The 19,569-nt window shown below is 71.0% G+C and carries 16 protein-coding genes; 3 read left to right on the forward strand and 13 right to left on the reverse strand.

Annotated elements, in window-relative coordinates; genetic code table 11:
- Positions 1 to 18 precede the first annotated feature (18 nt).
- The 5 genes from ACQ860_RS04630 to ACQ860_RS04650 are packed head-to-tail and all read right to left on the reverse strand — an operon-like array spanning position 19 to position 5,677.
- Positions 19 to 1,188, reverse strand: coding sequence for a 3-hydroxybenzoate 6-monooxygenase (locus tag ACQ860_RS04630; RefSeq protein ID WP_431302238.1), 1,170 nt, complete (start codon positions 1,186 to 1,188; stop codon positions 19 to 21).
- A 25-nt stretch (positions 1,189 to 1,213) separates the two neighbouring features.
- Entirely contained in the window at positions 1,214 to 2,167 is a 954-nt protein-coding gene (locus tag ACQ860_RS04635) for an ABC transporter substrate-binding protein (RefSeq protein WP_431302239.1), read from the reverse strand.
- Positions 2,164 to 4,254: a molybdopterin cofactor-binding domain-containing protein gene (locus ACQ860_RS04640; RefSeq protein ID WP_431302240.1), complete on the reverse strand. Its 2,091-nt coding sequence runs from the start codon at positions 4,252 to 4,254 to the stop codon at positions 2,164 to 2,166. The genes ACQ860_RS04635 and ACQ860_RS04640 overlap by 4 nt, the downstream gene beginning before the upstream one ends.
- The gene (locus ACQ860_RS04645) at positions 4,251 to 4,706 is read right to left on the reverse strand and encodes a (2Fe-2S)-binding protein (RefSeq protein ID WP_431302241.1); all 456 of its coding nucleotides are present in this window, start codon (positions 4,704 to 4,706) and stop codon (positions 4,251 to 4,253) included. Before ACQ860_RS04645 ends, ACQ860_RS04640 begins: the two co-directional genes overlap by 4 nt.
- Positions 4,703 to 5,677 carry a tripartite tricarboxylate transporter substrate binding protein gene (locus ACQ860_RS04650; protein WP_431302242.1) on the reverse strand — a complete coding sequence of 325 codons (975 nt, stop codon included), beginning with the start codon at positions 5,675 to 5,677 and terminating at the stop codon, positions 4,703 to 4,705. The genes ACQ860_RS04645 and ACQ860_RS04650 overlap by 4 nt, the downstream gene beginning before the upstream one ends.
- Positions 5,678 to 5,803: 126 nt before the next feature.
- On the opposite strand from ACQ860_RS04650, the gene ACQ860_RS04655 reads away from it, so the two are divergent.
- Positions 5,804 to 6,253 (forward strand): (2Fe-2S)-binding protein, encoded by a 450-nt coding sequence (locus tag ACQ860_RS04655; RefSeq protein WP_431302243.1) that lies wholly within the window; start codon positions 5,804 to 5,806, stop codon positions 6,251 to 6,253.
- Positions 6,254 to 6,258: 5 nt separating this feature from the next.
- A complete protein-coding gene (locus tag ACQ860_RS04660; RefSeq protein ID WP_431302244.1) occupies positions 6,259 to 8,433 on the forward strand; it encodes a molybdopterin cofactor-binding domain-containing protein in 2,175 nt (724 codons plus the stop codon).
- 16 nt (positions 8,434 to 8,449) lie between these two features.
- On the opposite strand, the gene ACQ860_RS04665 is transcribed toward ACQ860_RS04660, so the two are convergent.
- Genes ACQ860_RS04665 through ACQ860_RS04675 form a run of 3 tightly spaced genes read right to left on the reverse strand, consistent with a single transcriptional unit; the run spans position 8,450 to position 11,627 of the window.
- Positions 8,450 to 9,184: a peptidase gene (locus ACQ860_RS04665; RefSeq protein WP_431302245.1), complete on the reverse strand. Its 735-nt coding sequence runs from the start codon at positions 9,182 to 9,184 to the stop codon at positions 8,450 to 8,452.
- Positions 9,185 to 9,222: 38 nt separating this feature from the next.
- Entirely contained in the window at positions 9,223 to 10,161 is a 939-nt protein-coding gene (locus tag ACQ860_RS04670; protein ID WP_431302246.1) for an alpha-E domain-containing protein, read from the reverse strand.
- The gene (locus ACQ860_RS04675) at positions 10,155 to 11,627 is read right to left on the reverse strand and encodes a circularly permuted type 2 ATP-grasp protein (RefSeq protein ID WP_431302247.1); all 1,473 of its coding nucleotides are present in this window, start codon (positions 11,625 to 11,627) and stop codon (positions 10,155 to 10,157) included. The genes ACQ860_RS04670 and ACQ860_RS04675 overlap by 7 nt, the downstream gene beginning before the upstream one ends.
- Before the next feature lie 177 nt (positions 11,628 to 11,804).
- Here ACQ860_RS04675 and ACQ860_RS04680 point away from each other — a divergent pair, with 177 nt between their 5' ends.
- Positions 11,805 to 13,421, forward strand: a complete 1,617-nt coding sequence (locus ACQ860_RS04680) for a thiamine pyrophosphate-dependent enzyme (protein WP_431302248.1) — start codon at positions 11,805 to 11,807, stop codon at positions 13,419 to 13,421.
- A 57-nt stretch (positions 13,422 to 13,478) separates the two neighbouring features.
- Here the strand turns inward: ACQ860_RS04680 and ACQ860_RS04685 are convergent, their stop codons facing one another.
- From ACQ860_RS04685 to ACQ860_RS04705, 5 genes are all read right to left on the reverse strand, one after another.
- A complete protein-coding gene (locus tag ACQ860_RS04685) occupies positions 13,479 to 13,850 on the reverse strand; it encodes a hypothetical protein (RefSeq protein WP_431302249.1) in 372 nt (123 codons plus the stop codon).
- A 77-nt stretch (positions 13,851 to 13,927) separates the two neighbouring features.
- The gene (locus tag ACQ860_RS04690) at positions 13,928 to 15,082 is read right to left on the reverse strand and encodes a DUF2382 domain-containing protein (RefSeq protein ID WP_431302250.1); all 1,155 of its coding nucleotides are present in this window, start codon (positions 15,080 to 15,082) and stop codon (positions 13,928 to 13,930) included.
- A gap of 189 nt (positions 15,083 to 15,271) precedes the next feature.
- Positions 15,272 to 16,018 (reverse strand): enoyl-CoA hydratase, encoded by a 747-nt coding sequence (locus ACQ860_RS04695; protein ID WP_431302251.1) that lies wholly within the window; start codon positions 16,016 to 16,018, stop codon positions 15,272 to 15,274.
- Positions 16,015 to 17,226: a flavin-dependent oxidoreductase gene (locus ACQ860_RS04700; protein ID WP_431302252.1), complete on the reverse strand. Its 1,212-nt coding sequence runs from the start codon at positions 17,224 to 17,226 to the stop codon at positions 16,015 to 16,017. The genes ACQ860_RS04695 and ACQ860_RS04700 overlap by 4 nt, the downstream gene beginning before the upstream one ends.
- A complete protein-coding gene (locus ACQ860_RS04705; protein ID WP_431302253.1) occupies positions 17,223 to 19,517 on the reverse strand; it encodes a bifunctional salicylyl-CoA 5-hydroxylase/oxidoreductase in 2,295 nt (764 codons plus the stop codon). Before ACQ860_RS04705 ends, ACQ860_RS04700 begins: the two co-directional genes overlap by 4 nt.
- Positions 19,518 to 19,569: the final 52 nt, after the last annotated feature.

The following is a 19,569-nucleotide window of genomic DNA, read 5'->3' on the forward strand; positions in this document are numbered from 1 at the left end:
TCCTCCGTGATTTGGAGGCTATGGTGCCTGCCAATCCGGCCCATCGTAAAGCCAGGCCATGCCCTCCCACGCGGCCTCGGGCGCGCGGCCCATGAGCATGGCATCACGCAGCTCGGCCCGCACATCGGCGGCGTGGTAGATCTCGCCATAGAGGCGGGCCATGGACTGCACGCGGCCGGTGCGCAGCACGCGGGCCGCCTCATAGGCCGGCAGGGCGCGATCAAGCGGCAGTGCCGCCAGCATGTCGGCGAGGCAGAGCGCATCCTCCAGCGCCATGTTCGCGCCCTGCGCCAGGTATTGCAGCATGGGGTGCGCCGCATCGCCCAGCAGCACGGCCGCGCCATCCTGCCAGCCACGCTTCGGCTCACGGTCGCAGAGCACCCAGTATTTCCAAGTCTCGATCTTCTCCAGCATGGCGCGCACCTCGGGCCGCGTGCGGGCGAAGTGCCTGCGCAGCAGCGCCGGATCGCCCGCCTGGTCCCAGCCCTCGGAATACTCGGTGCTGTGGAAGACGGCGACGAGGTTCATGAGGTCGCCGCGGCGCAGCGGGTAATGCACCAGGTGCAGGCGGGGGCCGGCATGCAGCAGCACCTCGTCGCGCGGGATGCCGTCCGGCACCTCGCCCATGGGCAGCACGGCGCGATAGGCGATATGGCCGGAGACGACGGGCCTCTCCGCCCCCAGCATGGCGGTGCGAATGCGCGACCAGAGGCCATCCGCGCCGATGACGAGATCACCGCGCTCGCTCGACCCGTCCTCGAAGTGGAGCGAGACCTGCGCGCCGATGCGGCTGTAGTCGCGCGCGGTGCGGCCGGTGGTGAGGGTGATGGCGGGATGCGCGGTGCAGGCGGCCAGCAGCACGCCGTGCAGATCGGCGCGGTGGATGACGGCATAGGGCTGGCCGAAGCGCGCCTGGAAACCCTCGCCCAGCGGCACGCGCGTGATCTCGTGGCCCTGAAGCGCGCAGCGCATGACGAGCGCCTTCGGAATGGCGACGCGCGCCAGGATGTCGTCGCGCAGCCCCAGCCGGTCGAACATCTTGAAGACATTGGGCCCGAGCTGGATGCCCGCGCCGATCTCGCGGAACTCCGAAGCCCGCTCGAAGACCTGGACGTGATGCCCGCGCTGCGCGAGGGCCAGCGCAGCGCCCAGCCCGCCAATGCCCCCACCGGCGATGAGGATCTTCATGGGGTCTCCGGCCTCTTTTCTTCTGTCATGCGACCTCCGCCAGCACCGAAGGATGGAACAGCTCCTCCGGCGAGAGGTCCCGCGCCGCCAGCCCATCGGCGCGGGCGAAGCGGATCATGGCCGCGATCTCCTCCCGGTTCTTGGCGAAGCCATAGGGCCAGACATCGCCGCCCATGGCGCGCTCCTGCTCTTCCATCGCCGCTGCGATCCAGGGCAGCGAGACGCGCAGAACATTCACCAGGCGCAGTTCCTCCAGCGAGAGGCGGCGCGCTTCGGCGAAGGCGCGGAAGAGGACCAGCGGCAGCCAGGGATTGGCCTCCGCCACATCCCGCCGCACGGCAAGGCAATGCATGATGGGGAAGAAGCCCGTCTGCCCGAACCACGCCTTCTCGGCCGCGGGATAGTCGGGGAAGAGCCGCGCGATCTGCGGATGTGGCGCGGGCGGGCGGGGGCCGATCATCGCATCCACACGGCCTTCGCGCAGCGCCTGCTCGGGGCTTTCGCCCAAGGGGGCCACGTCAAAGCCCTCGGGCAGGGTGATGGCGATGCGCTCGGCGCCGATGCGCCAGCGGATGGCGCGCGTGTCCACGCCATGGGTCTCGCGCAGGATGCCGCGCACCCAGAGGGCCGCTGTCTGCTGGTATTCCGGCAGGGCGATGGTCCGGCCGGCGAGGTCCTCCGGCCGCGTGATGCCGCGATCGGTGCGGATGTAGATCGCGCTGTGGCGGAAGGCGCGGGAGAGGAAGACCGGCACGCCGATATAGGGGCTGTCGCCGCGCGCGGTCGTGGTGATGTGGCTGCCCATGGAAAGCTCGGTCACGTCGAAGGCGCGGTCGCGCAACGCCCGCTTGAAAATATCCTCCGGCTCGCCCGGCAGGGCGATGAACTCCACGCCCGGGATCTGCACCCGCCCGTCCAGGATGGGCCGCGTGCGGTCGGAGAGGGTGCAGGCGAGCGTGATGCGCAGCTTCTGGGTCATCGGGTCAGGTTCTCGGGAGTGAAAGGCAGATGGCTGGGCCGCACGCCCAGCGCCTGGTGGATGGCGGAGGCGATGGCGGCGATGCTGGGCGCCATGCTCGCCTCGCCCGCGCCAAGCGGCGGCGCCTCGGGCCGGGCGATGAGATTCACCTGCACGCGCGGCACATCGCGGAAGCGCAGCACGGGATAGGCGTCCCAGGAATCGGAGGTGATGCGCGTGCCATCCGTGGTGGCGGCCTCGTGCAGCGCCACCGAGACGCCATGGATCGCGCCACCTTCGAGCTGGTTGATCGCGCCGTCCGGGTTGATCACCTCGCCCATGTCGGCGGCGATATGGAGCGAGAGGCAGCGCACGCGCTCCTCCGCCCGGACATGGGCCGCGACGGCGCACCAGGCGCCGGTGTTCTTGTAGCGCGCGACGGCGATGCCGAGGCCCTCATTCTCGGGCAATGCGCGGCCCCGGCCCGCCATGCGCGCCGCCTCGCGCAGCACATGCGCCGCGCGTTCGTCGTCGCAATGGCGCAGGCGGAAGGCGATGGCATCCTCGCCGGCCAATGCCGCGAGTTCTTCCATCACGCTCTCGATCGCCCAGACATGAATGAGCGCGCCCAGGCCACGCAGCGCGGAGCTGCGGATGGGCATCTCCGTCAGCCGCGTCATGGTCGCCGACAGCCCCGGCACGCGATAGAGCGGCACCATGTTGCGCTGCGCACCGCCGCCGCCGGCCAGCGGCGGGTTGATCGCGGGCGGGATGGGCTGGCCGCCCTCCATGAGGGGTGCCGCCAGCAGGACCGGCGTCTTCACCCGCCCCGGCCGGCCCGAATGCCCGTTGGAGCGCACATGCACGCGCCAGGACGCGAGCGTGTTGGCGGCATCGAGCCCGGCCTCGACCTCCACCAGCATGGCGGGCGAGAGCGGCGCTTCAGCGAGTTCCTCCGCGCGGGACCAGAGCACGCGGATGGGCGCGCCGGGGCAGAGGCGCGCGCAGATCGCCGCATCCAGCGCCACGTCATCCGCGCCGTTGTGGCCGTAGCAGCCCGCACCCTCGACATGCTCGACGATGATCCGCTCGGCGGGCAGTCCCAGCGCGATCGCCAGATCGGCGCGGAGATTGTAGGGCCCCTGGGTGTGGCTCCAGACGCGCATCACGGCACCGTCGAAATGCGCGATGGCGCAGCAGGTGCCGATGGAGCCATGGGCGAGGAAGGGGCGGAAGAACCGGCGCGTGATGCTGCGCGTGACGGGCGCGGGCGCGCCGTGCTCGGCTACCACGCTGTCCTCGCCCCGCGCGGTCGCCAGCCAGCTTGGCCAGTCCTGCGGCAGCCCCGCGCCTGCGCTCCAGCGCGCGGCGCGGGCGGCGCGTTCGGCGAGGTTTTCCGCCTCCGCCTCGGTCTCCGCGACCACCGCCAGCACATCGCCATCGCGTAGCACGCCGGGCGGGGCTTCCAGCAGCCGCGCGCCGGGTGCGGGCGGGCGGATCATCCGCGCATGGCGTAGGCCCGCGAAGCGCAGGTCGTGGATGAAGCGCGCCTCGCCGAAGATCTTGGCCGGCAGGTCCAGCCGTGGGGCGGAGGTGCCCGTCACGCGCCGCGCGGCGGGCGGCTTGGGCCGCGCGTCGGGCGAGGCCTCGGCATCCAGCAGGTCGCGCCCGGCCAGCGCGGCGTAGGAGCCGACAGGGCCATCGGGGCCGAGGAAGACGCCGTTCTCCAGCCGCAGCGCGTCCAGCGGCACGCCGCTCGCCTGCGACACCACCGAGAGGCACAATGCGCGCGCATCCGCACAGGCATGGCGCAGCGCCATCCCGCCTTCCTGGACGGAGAGGCTGCCCGAGGTCACCGCCTCGTTCGGGCTCACACCCGTGATGGTGGGTGTCACGAGGATTCGCTCCAGCGCGACATCCAGCTCCTCCGCCGCGATCTGCGCGAGCGCCGTCAGGATGCCCTGCCCCAGCTCCACCTTGCCCGGATGGATCGCGACGCGGCCATCGGCGTGGAAGGTCAGCCAAGTGTCCAGGCGCCGGTTCACATGCAGGCTGCCGGGCAGCTTCGGCCGGTCATCCGGCCCAGCGCCCGCGAAGGCGAGGTTCATGCCCGCATCTCCTCAGCCGCGCGCTGGATGGCGCGGATGATGCGGTTGTGGCTGCCGCAGCGGCAGAGGTGGCCATCCAGCGCCACGCGCAGCGCCTCCTCATCCGGCGCCGGGTTCTCACGCAGGAAGGCGGCCGCCGTCACGATGATGCCCGAGAGGCAGAAGCCGCATTGCCCCGCCTGCTCTTCGAGGAAGGCGCGCTGCAGCGGGTGGGGCGCGGCGCGCGTGCCCAACCCCTCCAGCGTCGTCACCGCGCGGCCCGCCACGGCCTCCACCGGCAGCGCGCAGGCCGGCACCGAGCGGCCCTCCAGCAGCACATGGCAGGCGCCACAGGCCTCGGCCCCGCAGCCGAAGCGCGGGCCGTTCAGCAGGAAATCACCGCGCAGCGCGTGCAGGAGGGTGACGCCACCCGGATGCGCGATCTCCGCGCCGTTGAGCGTGAAGGTGATCACCCGGCGGTGATCCGCGCCATCCGGATCCATTCGCGCTGCCGCTCGATGTCGCGCGTGAGGAAGCTGCCGAAATCCTCCACCGACATGGGCAGCGGCTGCGCGCCTGCCGCCGCCTGGCGCTCCCGCGTCTCGGGGCGTTCGAGGATGCGGTTCACCTCGGCATTCAGCCGGTCCACGATCGCGCGCGGCGTGCCCGTCGGCGCCATGAGGCCGAGCCAGATCGAGGCCTCATAGCCTGGCAGCGCCTCGGCCACGGTTGGCAGTTCGGGCAGCAGCGGGCTGCGCTGCGGGCCGCTCGTGGCCAGCCCCCGCACGCGCCCGGCCGCGATCTGCTCGCGCATGGTCGGGATCGCGTCGAACATGATCGGCACCTGGCCGGAGATGACGGCCGTGCGCGCCTCATTGGAACCGCGGAAGGGGATGTGCTGCATCTGCACATCCGCCATGGCGCGGAACACCTCGCCCGCGATGTGATAGGGCGTGCCGGGCCCGCTGCTGGCGTAATCGTAGCGGCCCGGATTCGCCTTCAGCAGCGCGATCAGCTCCGGCACGGTCGTCGCCGGGATGGAGGGATGCACCACCAGCGCGTGATAGGCGATGTTGATGGCGGCCACCGGCGCCAGGTCGCGCATCAGCACATAGGGGCGGTTCGGCAGCAGCGTCTCGTTCGCCGTGTGCGTGTTGCTCATCAGCAGCAGCGTCTGCCCATCGGGCGGGCTCTTCACCACCTGGTCCGTGCCGATGGTGGCGCCGGCCCCCGGCCGGTTCTCGATCACGAAGGGCTGGCCGAAGGCGGCGGCCAGCGGCTCGCCCAGGAAGCGCGCGGCGACATCGGCCGAGCCGCCCAGGCCGAAGGGGACGATGATGCGCACGGGCCGCTGCGGCCAGGCCGGGGTTGGCACCTGGGCCGAAGCGCGCCCCGCCAGGATCAGCGCCGGCGCGGCCAGCAGGAAAGGACGGCGATGCAGCATGGACATGTTCTCCCTCCCCGCTTCATCGCCCGCGTTCCCCGACCCCGCAAGTGGGACTTGCAGCGGCACGCCGTCGCCGTCATAGATTTCACCAAGGCAATCAATTCGCCATCCAGGGAGAACGTGATGATCGAGCTGACCATCAATGGGCAGGCGCGCCGCCTCGATGCCGCGCCGGACATGCCGCTCCTCTGGGCGCTGCGCGACATCCTGAACCTGACCGGCACGAAATATGGCTGCGGCATCGCGCAATGCGGCGCCTGCACCGTGCATCTGGACGGCCAGCCAGCCCGCGCCTGCCAGACCACGCTGGCCGATGCCGCGGGCAAGCGCGTCACCACCATCGAGGGCCTGCACCCCGATGGCCGCCACCCCGTGCAGCTCGCCTGGATCGCGCAGCAGGTGCCGCAATGCGGCTATTGCCAGTCCGGCCAGATCATGGCGGCCGCCGCCCTGCTTCGCGAAACCCCGCGCCCGACCGACGCGCAGATCGATGAGGCACTGGAGGGCCATATCTGCCGCTGCGGCACCTACCAGCGCATCCGCGCCGCGGTGCACCAGGCGGCGCAAGGGTGATGGCCATGCTCGACCGCCGCGCCCTGCTGCAATCCGCCCTTCTCGTCCCCCTCATGGCGGAGGCCGCCATGGCCCAGGCGCCGGCCGCGCCCCCGCCGCCGACCATCACCGGCAGCGGCGCCAACGGCACGCTGAGCGGCTTCCTTCGCATTGGCACCGATGGCCGCGTGACCCTCTTCACCACCACGAGCGAACTCGGCCAGGGCACGCACACGGCCCATGCGCAAATCGTGGCCGATGAACTCGGCTGCGCGCTGGAGTCGGTCACCGTCACCGTCGGCCAGCCCGAGCCCGCGCTGCGCCTCGCTGGCGTGAACGAGATGTATACCGGCGCCTCCTTCGGCATCCGGCAATGGGCGCCGCGCCTGCGCCGGGGCGCCGCCGCCGCGCGCACCGTGCTGGTGCAGGCCGCCGCCGAGCGCCTGGGTGTCCCGGCGGAAAGCCTGACCGTGGCCGAGGGCCGCGTGGTGCACGCCGCGAGCAACCGCGCGCTGACCTTCGGCGAATTGGCCGAGGCCGCCGCGCGCCTGCCGCTGCCGGAAATGCCCGCGATGAAGCCGGCCGCCGAGCGCCGCATCAGCGGCAGCAGCGCGCCGCGCGCCGACATCCCGGCCAAGACGCGCGGGGCCGCGACCTATGGCGTGGATGTGCGCCTGCCCGGCATGCTCTTCGCCGTGGCGCGCCTGCCCGAGGTCTTCGGCGCGGAACTGGAGAGCTTCGACGCCGCCCCCGCGCTCGCCATCCCCGGCGTGGTGCAGGTGGTGCCGATTCCGCGCGGCCTCGCCGTCGCCGCCACCACCACCTGGGCCGCGATGCGCGGCGCCGAGGCGCTGGTGGTGCGCTGGAAGGCGACGCCGCATGACGATCTCGATTCCGCCGGCGTCTCCGCGCGCCTCCGCGCCGCCCTCGACCAGCCCCAGGCGCAGCGCCCGCGCAATGACGGCGACTGGGAGGCGGTGCGCGCCGCAGCCAGCCGCGTGGTGAGCGCGACCTACGAAGTCCCCTACCTCGCGCATGCGCCGATGGAGACGGAGAACGCCACGGTCCGCATCGTCCCGGCGGCGCCGGGCGGACAAGGCGGCGATCGCGCGGAAGTCTGGGCCCCCACCCAGCACCAGGATTGGTGCGTGCGCGACGTGGCGGCCGCGCTGAACATCCCGCCCGCGAACGTGACCATGCACACCACCTATGCCGGCGGTGGCTTCGGCCGGCGCCTGCATGTGGAGGTCGTGGCCCAGGCGGCCCATGCGGCGCGCGCGCTGGGCCGGCCGGTGCAGCTCATCTGGTCGCGCGGCGACGAATTCGCCCAAGGGTACTACCGCCCCGCCTTCGCCGCGAAGATGGAGGCGGCGCTGGATGCCGCAGGCCGCGTCACCGGCTTCAACATCCGCGGCGCCGGCGGCTCAGTGATGTATGACTATCGCCCCTGGCTTTTCCGCAACCCCAATTTCGTGGACCCCTTCGCGCTGCAGAGTGTCACCGACACGCGCTACCGCTTCGGCCAGGCCTTCCGCGCCGAATATGCGCGCGTGGACCTGCCGCCCAAGGTCTGGCTCTGGCGCTCGGTCGGCTCCTCGCAATACGGCTTCTTCGTCGAGAGCTTCCTGGATGAGGTCGCGGCCGCCGCGAACAAGGACCCGCTCACGCTGCGCCGCGAATTGCTGGCGCATGACGCGCGTGCGCTCGCCGTGCTGAACCTCGCCGCCGAGAAGGGCGGCTGGGGCACGCCGCTGCCGCCTGGGCGCCATCGCGGCATCGCCTATATGGAGGCCTATGGCAGCCTCTGCGCCGAGGTGGCCGAAATTTCCATCACCCGCGGCGAACTCACCGTCCACAAGGTGACCGTCGCCTATGATTGCGGCGATGTGATCAACCCCGACACGGTGGCGGCGCAGATGCAGGGCAGCGTGGTCTGGGCGCTCTCCGCCATGAAGCATGAGGCGGTGACGCTGAAGCAGGGCCGGGCGGAGCAGCGGAATTTCGACAGCTACCGCATCGCCCGCATCAGCGAGGCGCCGGTGGTGGAGACGCACATCATCCGCAGCGGCCAGCCGCTTGGCGGCGTGGGCGAACCCGGCGTGCCGCCGCTCGCACCCGCCGTCTGCAACGCGATCTTCGCGGCGACCGGCAAGCGCATCCGCCAGCTCCCGCTGGCGGGGCAGGACCTGAGCCGGGCGTAAGCCCGGGCGGCGGATCTCAGGGAATGAACTCCGGCCGAGGCAGCGCCAGATAAGCCTCCCGCAGCGCCTGGGACCAGCCATTGCGGATGGTCTGGTAATACGGATCGTCCTCGGTGAAGCGCCGGCGCGAAGCGATGGCGCATTCGCCCGTGCGGATCACCGCCATGTCGAGCGGCATCCCCACCGAGAGGTTGGAGCGCAGCGTGCTGTCCATGCTGATCAGCGTGAGTGCCACACCCATGACGAGCGAGGTCTGCGGCGTCAGCACGCGGTCGAGGATGGGCTTGCCGTATTTGTGCTCGCCGATCTGCAGGAAGGGCGTGTCCTCCGTCGCCTCGATGAAGTTGCCGGCCGAGTAGATGAGGAAGAGCCGCGGCGGCCCGCCCGTGATCTGCCCGCCCAGCAGCAGGCTGCAATCGAAGCCGAGGCCCTGCGCGCCCAGCGCCGCGCCATCCTGCTGCTGCACCAGGCGCACCGCCGCACCCACGAGCTGGGCCGCGCTCACCATGTCCGGCACATCGGTCAGGCGCTGCTGCAGCCCGTTGTGCCAGACGCCGGCCTGGAGGTGGTTCACCACCGCCTGGGTGATGGCGAGGTTGCCCGCGGTCATCAGCACGAGCGCCCGCTCGCCCGGCTGTTCCACCGCGAACATCTTCGAGAAGGTCGAGATGTTGTCGAGGCCCGCATTGGTTCGCGTGTCCGAGAGCATGACCAGGCCCTCATCCACGCACAGCCCCACGCAATAGGTCATCTTCCCCGCCCTCCGTTCCGGGCGGGGAGGATGCCCGATCAGGCGCGGATGTAGAAGGCCTGGACCGCGTCGCCGAGTTCCGCCGTGTTGATGATCATGGCGGTGAGGTACTCGTGCAGCCCCGCCTCCATGATGTCCTCGATGCGGCCGGTGCGAAGCTGCGCGCGAAGCTCCTCCGCGAGCCGGTGCGGCTCGCCGCGGCGGCCCTCCTGCTGCGCGGCGATGAGGTCCAGCACCTCGCAGACGCGGTTGTAGCAGGCGATCAGGCTGCGCGGCAGCTCGGGCCTGAGGATCAGCAGCTCCGCGATGCGCGCGGGCGTGATGCGATCGCGGAACACCCAGTGATAGGCCCGCAGCGCCGAGAAGGACTGCAGCACCGCGTGCCATTGCCCGTGCGCCACCGTGGTCTCGGTCGCGCTCTCCAGCACCTCATGCTTCACGTCCAGCAGGCGGGCGGTGTTGTCGGCGCGCTCCAGCGCGGTGCCGAGCTGGACGAAGAGCCAGGCCTCGCCGCGCATCATCGTGTCCATGGCGGCGCCGTTGAAGAGCAGCACGCGCTCGCGCACCCATTCGAGGAAGCCCGGCAGCTTCTCTCCCTGGAAATCCGCGGGGCCGATCCGCCGCAGATGGTTCCAGCTGTCGGACATGGCGCTCCACATGTCCACGGTGAGCGCGGTGCGCACCGTGCGCGCATTGTGCCGGGCGGCCGCGAAGCAGGGGATGATGCCCGAGGGATTGTCCGGGTCGCGCACGAGGAAGTCGATCACCGCCTCCTCCGTCACCTCCTGGTGCTTCTCGAAGAAGCCGGGCTCGCAGCCGGCGGCGACGAGAAGGGCGCGCCATTCGTCGCCCTCGTGGTTGAGTTCCGCGGTCAGCCCCGCCATGCGCGAGGCGACGGAAAGCCCGCGCGCGACATTGGCCGCGCGCTCGGTGTAGCGTCCGAGCCAGAAGAGGCTGTCGGCGGTGCGGCTCAGCATCCGGCGACGCTCCCCACGGACTGCGATTGCGATTGGGAGACGACCGGGTCGGCCTCCAGGACCCAGGTGTCCTTGGTGCCGCCGCCCTGGCTGGAATTGACCACGAGCGAGCCCTCGCGCAGCGCCACGCGGGTCAGGCCCCCCGGCACGATCCGTACCGCATCCTTGGTGCTGAGGACGAAGGGGCGCAGGTCCACATGGCGGGGCGCGATGCCCTGCTCGACCAGCGTCGGCACGGTGGAAAGCGCCAGCGTCGGCTGCGCGATGTAGTCCTGCGGCCGCGCGCGGATGCGGGCCGCGAATTCCTCGCGCTCGGCCTTCGTCGCGTGGGGGCCGATCAGCATGCCGTAGCCGCCCGAGCCCTGGGCCAGCTTCACCACCAGCTTGTCGATGTTCGCCAGCACCTCCTTGCGGTCCTCCTCGCGCTCGCAGAGCAGCGTGGGCACATTGGCCAGCCGCGGCTCCTCGCCCAGGTAGAAGCGGATCATGGCCGGCACATAGGGGTAGATCGCCTTGTCGTCGGCGATGCCGCAGCCCGGCGCGTTGCACAGCGCGACATTGCCCGCGCGATAGGCCGCGATCAGCCCGGGGACGCCCAGCATGCTGTCGGGGCGGAAGGCCTTGGGGTCCAGGTAGTCGTCGTCAATCCGGCGATAGATCACGTCCACGCGCTTCGCACCCGCCGTGGTCCGCATGTAGACGATGTCGTCCTGGACGAAGAGGTCCGGGCCTTCCAGCACCTCCACGCCCATCTCGTCGGCCAGGAAGCAATGCTCGTAATAGGCGCTGTTGAAGGAACCCGGCGTCAGGATCACGACGGTGGGGTCCGGCCCCGCGCGCTCGGGCGCGGCAGCTTTCAGCGTCGCCAGCAGATCCTCGGGGTAGCGGTTCACGGGGGCGATGCGGTGCCGTGCCATCAGGCGCGGGAAGAGGCGCAGCATCGCCTCCCGGTTCTCCAGCATGTAGGAGACGCCCGAGGGCGTGCGCGCATTGTCCTCCAGCACGTAGAACTGGTCGGGCCCCGTGCGCACCAGGTCGATGCCCGCGATATGGGTGTAGATGCCACCGGGCGGCAGGAAGCCCTGCATCTCCGGCCGGAACTGCTCATTGCCCTGGATCAGGTGCGCCGGGATGCGGCCGGCACGGATGATCTCCTGCTGGCCGTAGATGTCGGCCAGGAAGGCATTGAGCGCGCGCACGCGCTGGGTGAGGCCGGCCGAAAGCGTCTGCCACTCCGCGCGCGCCAGGATGCGCGGGATGATGTCGAAGGGGATCAGCCGCTCCGGATCGCCGCCCTCGCCATAGACGGCGAAGGTGATCCCGACGCGGCGGAACAGCACCTCCGCCTCGGCCCGCTTGGCGGCGAGGTCGGCGGCCGGCGTCTCGCGGAGCCAATCGGCGATGGCGGCATAGGCGGGGTGGAGGGAGGCACCCTTCCCCATCTCGTCGAAGGCTTGGCTCGTCATGAAAACAATTCCTGGCAAATTGCATGAGCTTTGCCGCAGCCCGGCGCCCCGCACAAGCCAGCCCAGCGTGGAATGCGCGGCCCGCGGCGCGGCATTGCCCCCCCGATCTGCCCAAGTCTCAGGCAGCTTGGCGCGGGCGGCGCAGCGCCTATGCTGCGCCCGCCCAGGGAGAATCCGATGAACGACCAGCCGCACCTCACCACCGGCGCCGAAGCCATGCTGGCGAGCTTCGCCGATGCCGGCATGCCCGCCATCTTCGGTGTGCCGGGCGGCGGCTCCAGCCTCGACCTGATCGCCGCCGCCAAGGCGCGCGGCATCGCCTTCGTTCTGGCGCGCACCGAGAACGGGGCGGGCATCATGGCCTCGGCGCTGGCCGAGCTCACGCACAAGCCGGTGGGCCTGCTCACCACGCGCGGCCCCGGCGTCTCCAATGCGGCCAATGGCATGGCCAATGCCGCGCTCGAGCGCGCGCCGGTGATCCTGGTGGCCGATGGCTTCGCCGCGCGGGAGAGCCGCTACGTCACCCATCAGCTCTTCGACCAGGCGGCAATGATGGCGCCGGTCACGCGCGCCCGCGGCGTGGGCGCAGCCGAGGCGCCGCGCGTGCTGGAAGCGGCGCTCGGGGCCCCGCGCGGCCCTGGCTATCTGGAGTTGGCCGGCGACGCCGCCCGCGCGCCCGCCGCCCCCGCCGCGCCCTTCACCCCGCCCGTGCTGGAGGCCCCCTCCCCCGGCGCGATCGCCGAGGCGCGGCGCCTGCTGGAGGCGGCCCAGCGCCCCGCGATCATCATCGGCCTGGAGGCGACCGAGCCCGCCCGCGCCGCCGCGACCCGCCGCCTGGTGGAGGCGCTGGGCTGCCCCGCCCTCGTCACCTACAAGGCCAAGGGCGTGCTGCCGGATGCGCACCCGCTCTTCGGCGGCGTCTTCACCGGCGGCGAGGCGGAGGCGCCCCTGCTGCGCGAGGCCGACCTCATCATCCTCGCCGGCGCCGATCCGGTGGAGTTCATCGGCCAGCCCTGGCGCTACGCGGCGCCCATCCTCGACCTCGCCTGCTGCGCGCGCGAGATGGAATACCGCAAGCCGGAACTGGCGCTGATCGGCGCCTGGGAGGTGGCGGCGGCGGCCCTCGCCGAGGACGCCCCGCGCCGCCCCTGGCCCGAGGGCCGCGTGGCGGCCCTGCGCGCCGCCTGGCTCGCCGCGCTGGAGAACGCGCCCGGCGGCAATCGCGGCATGGCGCCGTCCGACATCGTGCGCGTGACGCAGGATGCCTGCCGGCGCCTCGGCGCCGATCCGCGCGTGAGCGTGGATGCGGGCGCCCACATGTTCCCCGCCACCACCTTCTGGCAGGCGGAGCGGCCGGGCGACCTGCTGATCTCCAACGGCCTCGCCACCATGGGCTATGCGCTTCCCGCGGCCATCGCCGCCGCCTGGCATGACCCTGTTCGCGGCGCCGTGGCCTTCACCGGCGATGGCGGGCTGCTCATGGCGATCGGTGAACTCGCCACCGCGGCCGCCATGGGCGTGAACCTGACCGTGGTCGTGTTCAATGACGCGACGCTCTCGCTGATCGACATCAAGAAGGACAAGCGCGACCTGCCCGATGGCGCGCTGGACTGGCCCATGGCGGATTTCGCCACCGTGATGCGCGGCCTGGGCGGACGCGCCTGGCACGCGGCGGATGCGGCAGGGCTGGACGCCGCCCTGGCCGAGGCGTTGGCCACGCCCGGCCCGCGCCTCATCGACGTCCGGACGGACCCCTCCAGCTATCCGGCGCAGATCAAGGCGTTGCGCGGGTAGCGCACGAAGATTCTGCGCGGGTAGCGCACGAGGATTCTGCGCGGATGGCGCACGGAGTCATGCCGCGCGGGTCACGCGGCCAACGCGATACCGGTCCCAGTCGCGCAGAAGGTAGAGCGCGAAGAAGGCGGCCAGGATCGACACGCCCGCGATGAAGAAGTGGTTGCTCACCGGGTTCCACGGAGAGAGGATTCGCGGGACGGAGACGATCACCGTCACACCATGCAGCAGCAGGGCGATCGCGATCAGCACCTGGGCCGTGCCCAGCAGGGGCGGGGCCCAGCTGCCGAAGTCGATCCCGTAGAAGTTGCGGAAGATCGCCAGCGTCGTCGCCGGCACGACGAATTTCTCGATCCCCCATTGCAGGAAGAAGATGCCGAGCGTGAGACGCAGCACGCGCAGCGCGAGGGCGAGGCGGGATTCGGGCATGGCGCGTGGCCTCCGGCCGGCGGGATGCCGGCCTCCCTGGCTTTCGCCGGCCCCGCCCCGCCGGTTACCCCTTCGCGTCAGCGCGCCTTGCGCCGCCCCTTGGGCTGCTCGATCTCCACCTCGTCGCGCCGCAGCGTGTCGCGCACCATCTCCGTCCGCTCCGAGCGCTCGGTGCGGACGATGATCTCCTCGCGCAGGCGCTGGCGCTTCTCGATCACCGGCACCTCCTCCGTCTCCATCACCTCGAGGGTCAGCTCGGTCAGGATCTCGCCCGTCACCTGGTCCTGCACCGGGCGGCGGCGTTCGACCACAACACGCTCGCTGCGCAGCGTGACCTCGCGCTCGACGGGGTTCTCGACGATGTAGCGGCGGATGCGCGCGGTGCCGCGATTCTCCGTCCGCTTGCCGACATCCAGCACCTCCTCGCCCAGCTGGATCACCTCCTCCGGCCCAGCCTCCCCGTGGCGCGCGGGGGCCGTGGCGGCCTCGAGCGCGGACATCCAGGGCCACATGAACATGCGGGTCAGCGCCATGGCCGGCATCTCCGCGCGGCGCCCGCCGCTGGCCTGGCGCACCGCGTCATCCATCGCACGCGCCGTCGCCGCCATGGGGCGCAGCGCGGTCTCGGCCAGCTGGCTGGCCTGCTCGCGCAGGCGCCGCTCTCCCTCCGCACGGCTGCGCGCCGCCTCGGCCACCGCCTGATCGCGCTCCTCCGCCTCGCGCGCTTCGCGCTCGGCCTGCTCGCGCTCCTGGCGGGCGCGCATGCGGCGCTCCTCGGCCTCGTCCTGGCGGGACTGCTCGGCCTCGGCGATGCCGGCTTCCATGCGCTGCGTGACGCCCTGCATCTCCTCGTCGCTCAGCGCGCGGCGCACGGCCGGCAGCAATTCCTTGCGCTCGTCGCGCGCATGCTGGCTGAAGGCCTTCTGCAGGGCCGCGAGCCGCTCGGCGAAGCCCGCATCGCCCTTCGGCATGGCATCCAGCTCGGCGAGATTCGCGCGCAGCTCCTTGTTCTCACGCTTGGCCTCGGTGGCCAGTTCGCGCGTCTCGGGGTTGCGGCTCAGCACGGGAAAGAGGTGCTCCTCCTCCAGCCGGGCATGCTGCTCCAGCTCGGACTTGAGCTCGGCGAAGAGGCGCTCGCGGGTCTTCACCGCGCCGTCGGAGGTCTCGGCAAGCTTGGCGAAGAGCTCATTGGCGCGGGCGGGGGCGGCCTGCAGCAGGGTGCGAAGGGTCATGGACATACCTCGTGGGGCGTGAACGGGTGCCGAGGCGCGCAAGGGGGTTCCCATCGACGGGCGATGGGCCTGTTTGCGCGCCGGGGCCGCAGCGCGACAGCGCTGCCCCTGCTCCCTGAACACCGCAGATGGACGAGGGTTTCCCGCCACGCGTGAATATTTGCGCGGGGCGCAAGGCCCCGCTCACGCTCACCGCTTGCGGTTGAGGAAATGCCCCATCATCGCGCGCGGCTCATCCGTCTCCCAGGACTTCGCGAAGGCCGGGATGCCGGCCGCGATGGCCTGGCTCAGCGGCAGGTCCTCCCAGGCGCGGATCAGCGCCTTCTGGTTGGCGATGGCGACCGGCCCCGCCTCGCGCAGCAGCGCGATCCATTCCTCGACCGCCGGGTCGAGCGATTCCATGGGGACGACGCGCTCCAGGAAACCCCAGGACTCCATCGTTGCCGCATCCAGCGTCTCGGCCAGCAGGAGCAGGCGGCGCGTGCGGCCCCAGCCGATCAGGCCGGGGAGCAGCGCGGCCTCCACCACCGAGGGGATGCCGACGCGCACCTCGGGCATGCCGAACTTGGCGACATCGGCCGCGATGCGCAGGTCACAGGCGGCGGCGATCTCAAGCCCCGCGCCGAGGCACCAGCCCTGGATGCGCGCGATGACCGGCACGCGGCAGGCGCGGATGGCGGCACAGGCGCCATGCACGCGCTCGATGAAGGCACGGCCCTGATCGGGGGTTTCGATGGCGCCCATTTCCCGAATATCCGCGCCGCCGATGAAGGCGCGCGGCCCCTCGCCCGCCAGCACCACGGCGCGGATGTCGCTCTCCACCTCGAAGGCCGCGGCCAGTTGCAGCAGAAGCTCCGAGTTCAGCGTGTTGAGCTTCGCGTCATTGGCGATGGTGACGCGGCGGATATCGCCCTCGCGCGTGATCTCGATCCTCACCGCACCATCCCCGCCAGTTTCGCATAGCCGCGCGCGATGGCGGCGAGTTCCTCATGCGCGATCACCGCGTTGAGGTCGGTGAAACCATCCGGCGCGCGCTCGCTCACCACATCCACCACGCGCTCCGGCCCGCCGCGGCGGTTGGAGAGCGCGATCTCGCGCGTCGCCGGCAGGCGCTCAGCCTCATAGGCCGTGAGCGCCGCCTCGACCGGCAGTTCATCCAGCAGCCGCGCCAGAAGGCGGGCGTCAATGATAGCCTGCGAGGCGCCGCTGGAGCCGGTGGGGTACATGGCATGCGCCGCATCACCCAGCAGCGTGACACGGCCTTGCGTCCAGAAGGGCAGCGGGTCGCGGTCGCACATCGGATACTCCCAGAATTCCGACGTCGCGCGCACCATGGCCTCCACATCGAGGCCGGGGACACAGAAGCGCTGCACATGCGGCAGCACCTCGGCGAGCTGGCCCGGCCGCGCCCAATCCTCGCGGCGGGGCGGCGGGCGCGTCGGGTCGCCGATCTGCGCGCAGACCACCCAGTTGGTGAGGCGCGTCTGTGGCGTCGAGCCGCCGCCGATCGGGTAGAAGACCAGCTTCTCCTTCATGTCGCCGGCCACGAACATCACGTCGCCCGTCTCATAGCAGGGCCATTCGATGGCGCCGCGCCACATCTGGATGCCGTTCCAGCGGATGCCGGGATCATTCGGGTGCAGCGCCGCGCGCAGCATGGAATGGATGCCATCCGCACCGATCAGCGCGCTGCCCTGGATTTCCGTACCATCGGCGAAGCGCGCGGTGACGGCCTTCGCATCCTGCGTGAAACCGGTGAGGCGCATGCCCGTCCGCACCGCATCGCCGCCCAGCCGCTTCAGCGCCGCGCGCCAGAGCACCCCATGCATGCGGCCGCGATGGATGGAGAGCTGCGGCGCGTCATGCCCCGCATTCAGCCCGCGCGGCTCGGTCCAGATGCGGTTGCCGAAGCGGTCCAGGTAGCGCAGTTCGCGCGTGCGGATCGCGACCTCGTCCAGCTCCTCCAGCAGGCCGAGCGCCGTCAGCTCGCGGATCGCATTGGGCAACGTGTTGATGCCGACGCCGAGCTGCTTCACCTCGGCCGCCGCCTCCAGCACCAGGCAGGGAATGCCGCGCTCATGCAGCGAGAGGGCCAGCGTCAGCCCGCCGATGCCGCCACCGGCGATGAGGATGGGCGCGGTCATCGCGGTGCGTGGCTCGCGGGTTTCGCCTTGCGACGCAGTTCCATCAGATCCTCCCTCGCGCGCTTCGCGTTGCGGAACAGCGCGTCCTTGCCCCAGCCATATTGCACGGGGGTGTTCACCCCCCGCACACCATATTCCGCCGCGGCGTGCAGCGTGAAGGAGGGGTCGGTGAGATGCGGGCGGGCCAGCGCCACGAGGTCCGCGCGCCCGGCCGCGATGATGGTGTTCACCTGGTCCGCCGTGGTGATGGAGCCCACGCACATCACGGCGATTCCGGCCTCATTGCGCAGCATGTCGGCCCAGGGGAGCTGGAACATGCGGCCATAGACGGGCGCGGCATCCGCCACGGTCTGGCCGGTGGAGACATCTAGCAGGTCGCAGCCGGCATCGCGGAAGGCCCGGGCGATGACCAGCATGTCCTCGTCCGTGATGCCGCCCTCCGCCCAGTCGGTGGCCGAGACGCGGACGGACATGGGCCGATCCGCCGGCCAGAGGGCGCGCATGGCGGTGAAGACCTCGAGCGGATAGCGCAGGCGGTTCTCCACTCTGCCGCCATATTCATCGCTGCGGTGATTGGTCAGCGGCGAAAGGAAGCTCGCCAACAGGTAGCCATGGGCGCAGTGCAGCTCCAGCATGTCGAAGCCGCAGGCGATGGCGCGCTCGGTGGCGGCGAGGAGATCCGCCTTCACCTGGTCCATGTCCGCGCGGTCCATGGCGCGCGGGGTCTGGCTGTGCGGGAGATAGGGGATGGCGCTGGCCGAGAGGATGGGCCAGGCGCCCTCGGCCAGCGGCTGGTCCATGCCGTCCCACATGAGCTTGGTCGCCCCCTTCCGGCCGGCATGGCCGAGCTGGAGGCACATCCTGGCCCCGGCCGCATGGGCATTGCCCACGATCCGCGTCCAGGCCGCCTGCTGCGCGTCATTCCAGAGCCCGGCGCAGCCCGGCGTGATGCGGGCGTCCCGCGCGGGGCATGTCATCTCGGTGAAGATCAGCCCCGCGCCGCCCATGGCGCGCGCGCCGTAATGGATCACATGGAAATCATTCGGCACGCCGTCCTCGGCCGAGTACATGCACATGGGCGAGACCACGACGCGGTTGGGAAGCCGCATGCCGCGCAGCTGAAGGGGCTGGAACATGGGCGGGTTGCGCGCATCCCCGCCCGGCGTCTCGGCCGCCACCACGCCCTGCACCTCCTCCACGAATTCCGGCGCGCGCAGCAGCAGGTTGTCCCAGGTGATGGCCTTGCTGCGCGTCATCACACCGAAGGCGAAGCGCGCGGGATGGAAGTTCCAGAAGCGCTTCACATGCTCGAACCAGACGAGCGAGACATCCGCCGCGTGCTGGATCTTCTCCACCTCCTCGCGCCGCCCCGTCTCGAAGCGATGGAGGCAGGTGGCGACATCGCCGCCCGCCATGAAGGCCGCATGCAGCGCGATGGCATCCTCCATGGCGAGCTTGGTGCCCGAGCCGATGGAGAAATGGGCGCTCGCCTTGGCATCGCCCAGCAGGACGATGTTGTCGCGCGTCCAGCGCGCGCAGCGGATCATCGGAAACTGGCGCCACATGCTGCGATTGGTGATGAGCTGATGGCCCTGCAACGCCTCGGCGAAGACGCCCTCCAGATAGGCGGCGCTCTCGGCCTCGTTCATCTGGTCGAGGCCGGCGCGGGCGAAGGTCTCGGGGTCGGTCTCCAGCACCCAGGTGCTCGCACCCGCTTCATACTGGTAGGCATGGGCGATGAAGATGCCCTCAGGCCGCTCCTCGAAGAAGAAGCTGAAGGCATCGAGCGGCCGGGTGCTGCCCATCCAGGCGAAGCGGTTGGGGCGGAGATCCACCTCGGGCTGGAAGTGGTCCACGAAGCGGTTGCGGATGGCGCTGTTCACGCCATCGGCCGCGATGATCAGGTCCGCATCGGGGAAGTCCTCGGGCCGCGCCTCGCGGCGGAACTCCAGCGTCACGCCGAGTTCCCGCGCGCGGGCCTGCAACAGCGTCAGCAGCGTGCGGCGAGAGCAGCCACAGAAGCCATTGCCGCCCACCCGATGCTCATGGCCGCGCGCGATGATCGCGATGTCATCCCAATAGGCGAAGTTCCGGGCGATGGCGCGGTAGGAGGGCTCATCCGCGTCACGGAAGGTGTCGAGCGTGGCATCCGAGAAGACGACGCCGAAGCCGAAGGTGTCATCCGCCTGGTTGCGCTCCACCACGGTGATCTCGGCCTCGGGCCGGTCGCGCTTCATCAGGATGGCGAAGTAGAGGCCGGCGGGGCCGCCGCCGATCACCGCGATGCGCATGAAGCTCTCCATCAGGCTGCGGGCGCAAATTAGGCTTGAAGGCAGGCGCCCC

It is taken from the genome of Sediminicoccus sp. BL-A-41-H5, assembly GCF_050632405.1.
Lineage (GTDB): Bacteria > Pseudomonadota > Alphaproteobacteria > Acetobacterales > Acetobacteraceae > Roseococcus.

Bases quoted from the DNA above. Each gene is read 5' to 3' on its own strand.
- ACQ860_RS04630 (WP_431302238.1), bottom strand. From the start codon at position 1,188: ATGAAGATCCTCATCGCCGGTGGGGGCATTGGCGGGCTGGGCGCTGCG.
- ACQ860_RS04635 (WP_431302239.1), bottom strand. From the start codon at position 2,167: ATGACCCAGAAGCTGCGCATCACGCTCGCCTGCACCCTCTCCGACCGC.
- ACQ860_RS04640 (WP_431302240.1), bottom strand. From the start codon at position 4,254: ATGAACCTCGCCTTCGCGGGCGCTGGGCCGGATGACCGGCCGAAGCTG.
- ACQ860_RS04650 (WP_431302242.1), bottom strand. From the start codon at position 5,677: ATGCTGCATCGCCGTCCTTTCCTGCTGGCCGCGCCGGCGCTGATCCTG.
- ACQ860_RS04655 (WP_431302243.1), top strand. From the start codon at position 5,804: ATGATCGAGCTGACCATCAATGGGCAGGCGCGCCGCCTCGATGCCGCG.
- ACQ860_RS04660 (WP_431302244.1), top strand. From the start codon at position 6,259: ATGCTCGACCGCCGCGCCCTGCTGCAATCCGCCCTTCTCGTCCCCCTC.
- ACQ860_RS04665 (WP_431302245.1), bottom strand. From the start codon at position 9,184: ATGACCTATTGCGTGGGGCTGTGCGTGGATGAGGGCCTGGTCATGCTC.
- ACQ860_RS04670 (WP_431302246.1), bottom strand. From the start codon at position 10,161: ATGCTGAGCCGCACCGCCGACAGCCTCTTCTGGCTCGGACGCTACACC.
- ACQ860_RS04675 (WP_431302247.1), bottom strand. From the start codon at position 11,627: ATGACGAGCCAAGCCTTCGACGAGATGGGGAAGGGTGCCTCCCTCCAC.
- ACQ860_RS04680 (WP_431302248.1), top strand. From the start codon at position 11,805: ATGAACGACCAGCCGCACCTCACCACCGGCGCCGAAGCCATGCTGGCG.
- ACQ860_RS04685 (WP_431302249.1), bottom strand. From the start codon at position 13,850: ATGCCCGAATCCCGCCTCGCCCTCGCGCTGCGCGTGCTGCGTCTCACG.
- ACQ860_RS04690 (WP_431302250.1), bottom strand. From the start codon at position 15,082: ATGACCCTTCGCACCCTGCTGCAGGCCGCCCCCGCCCGCGCCAATGAG.
- ACQ860_RS04700 (WP_431302252.1), bottom strand. From the start codon at position 17,226: ATGACCGCGCCCATCCTCATCGCCGGTGGCGGCATCGGCGGGCTGACG.
- ACQ860_RS04705 (WP_431302253.1), bottom strand. From the start codon at position 19,517: ATGCGCATCGCGGTGATCGGCGGCGGCCCCGCCGGCCTCTACTTCGCC.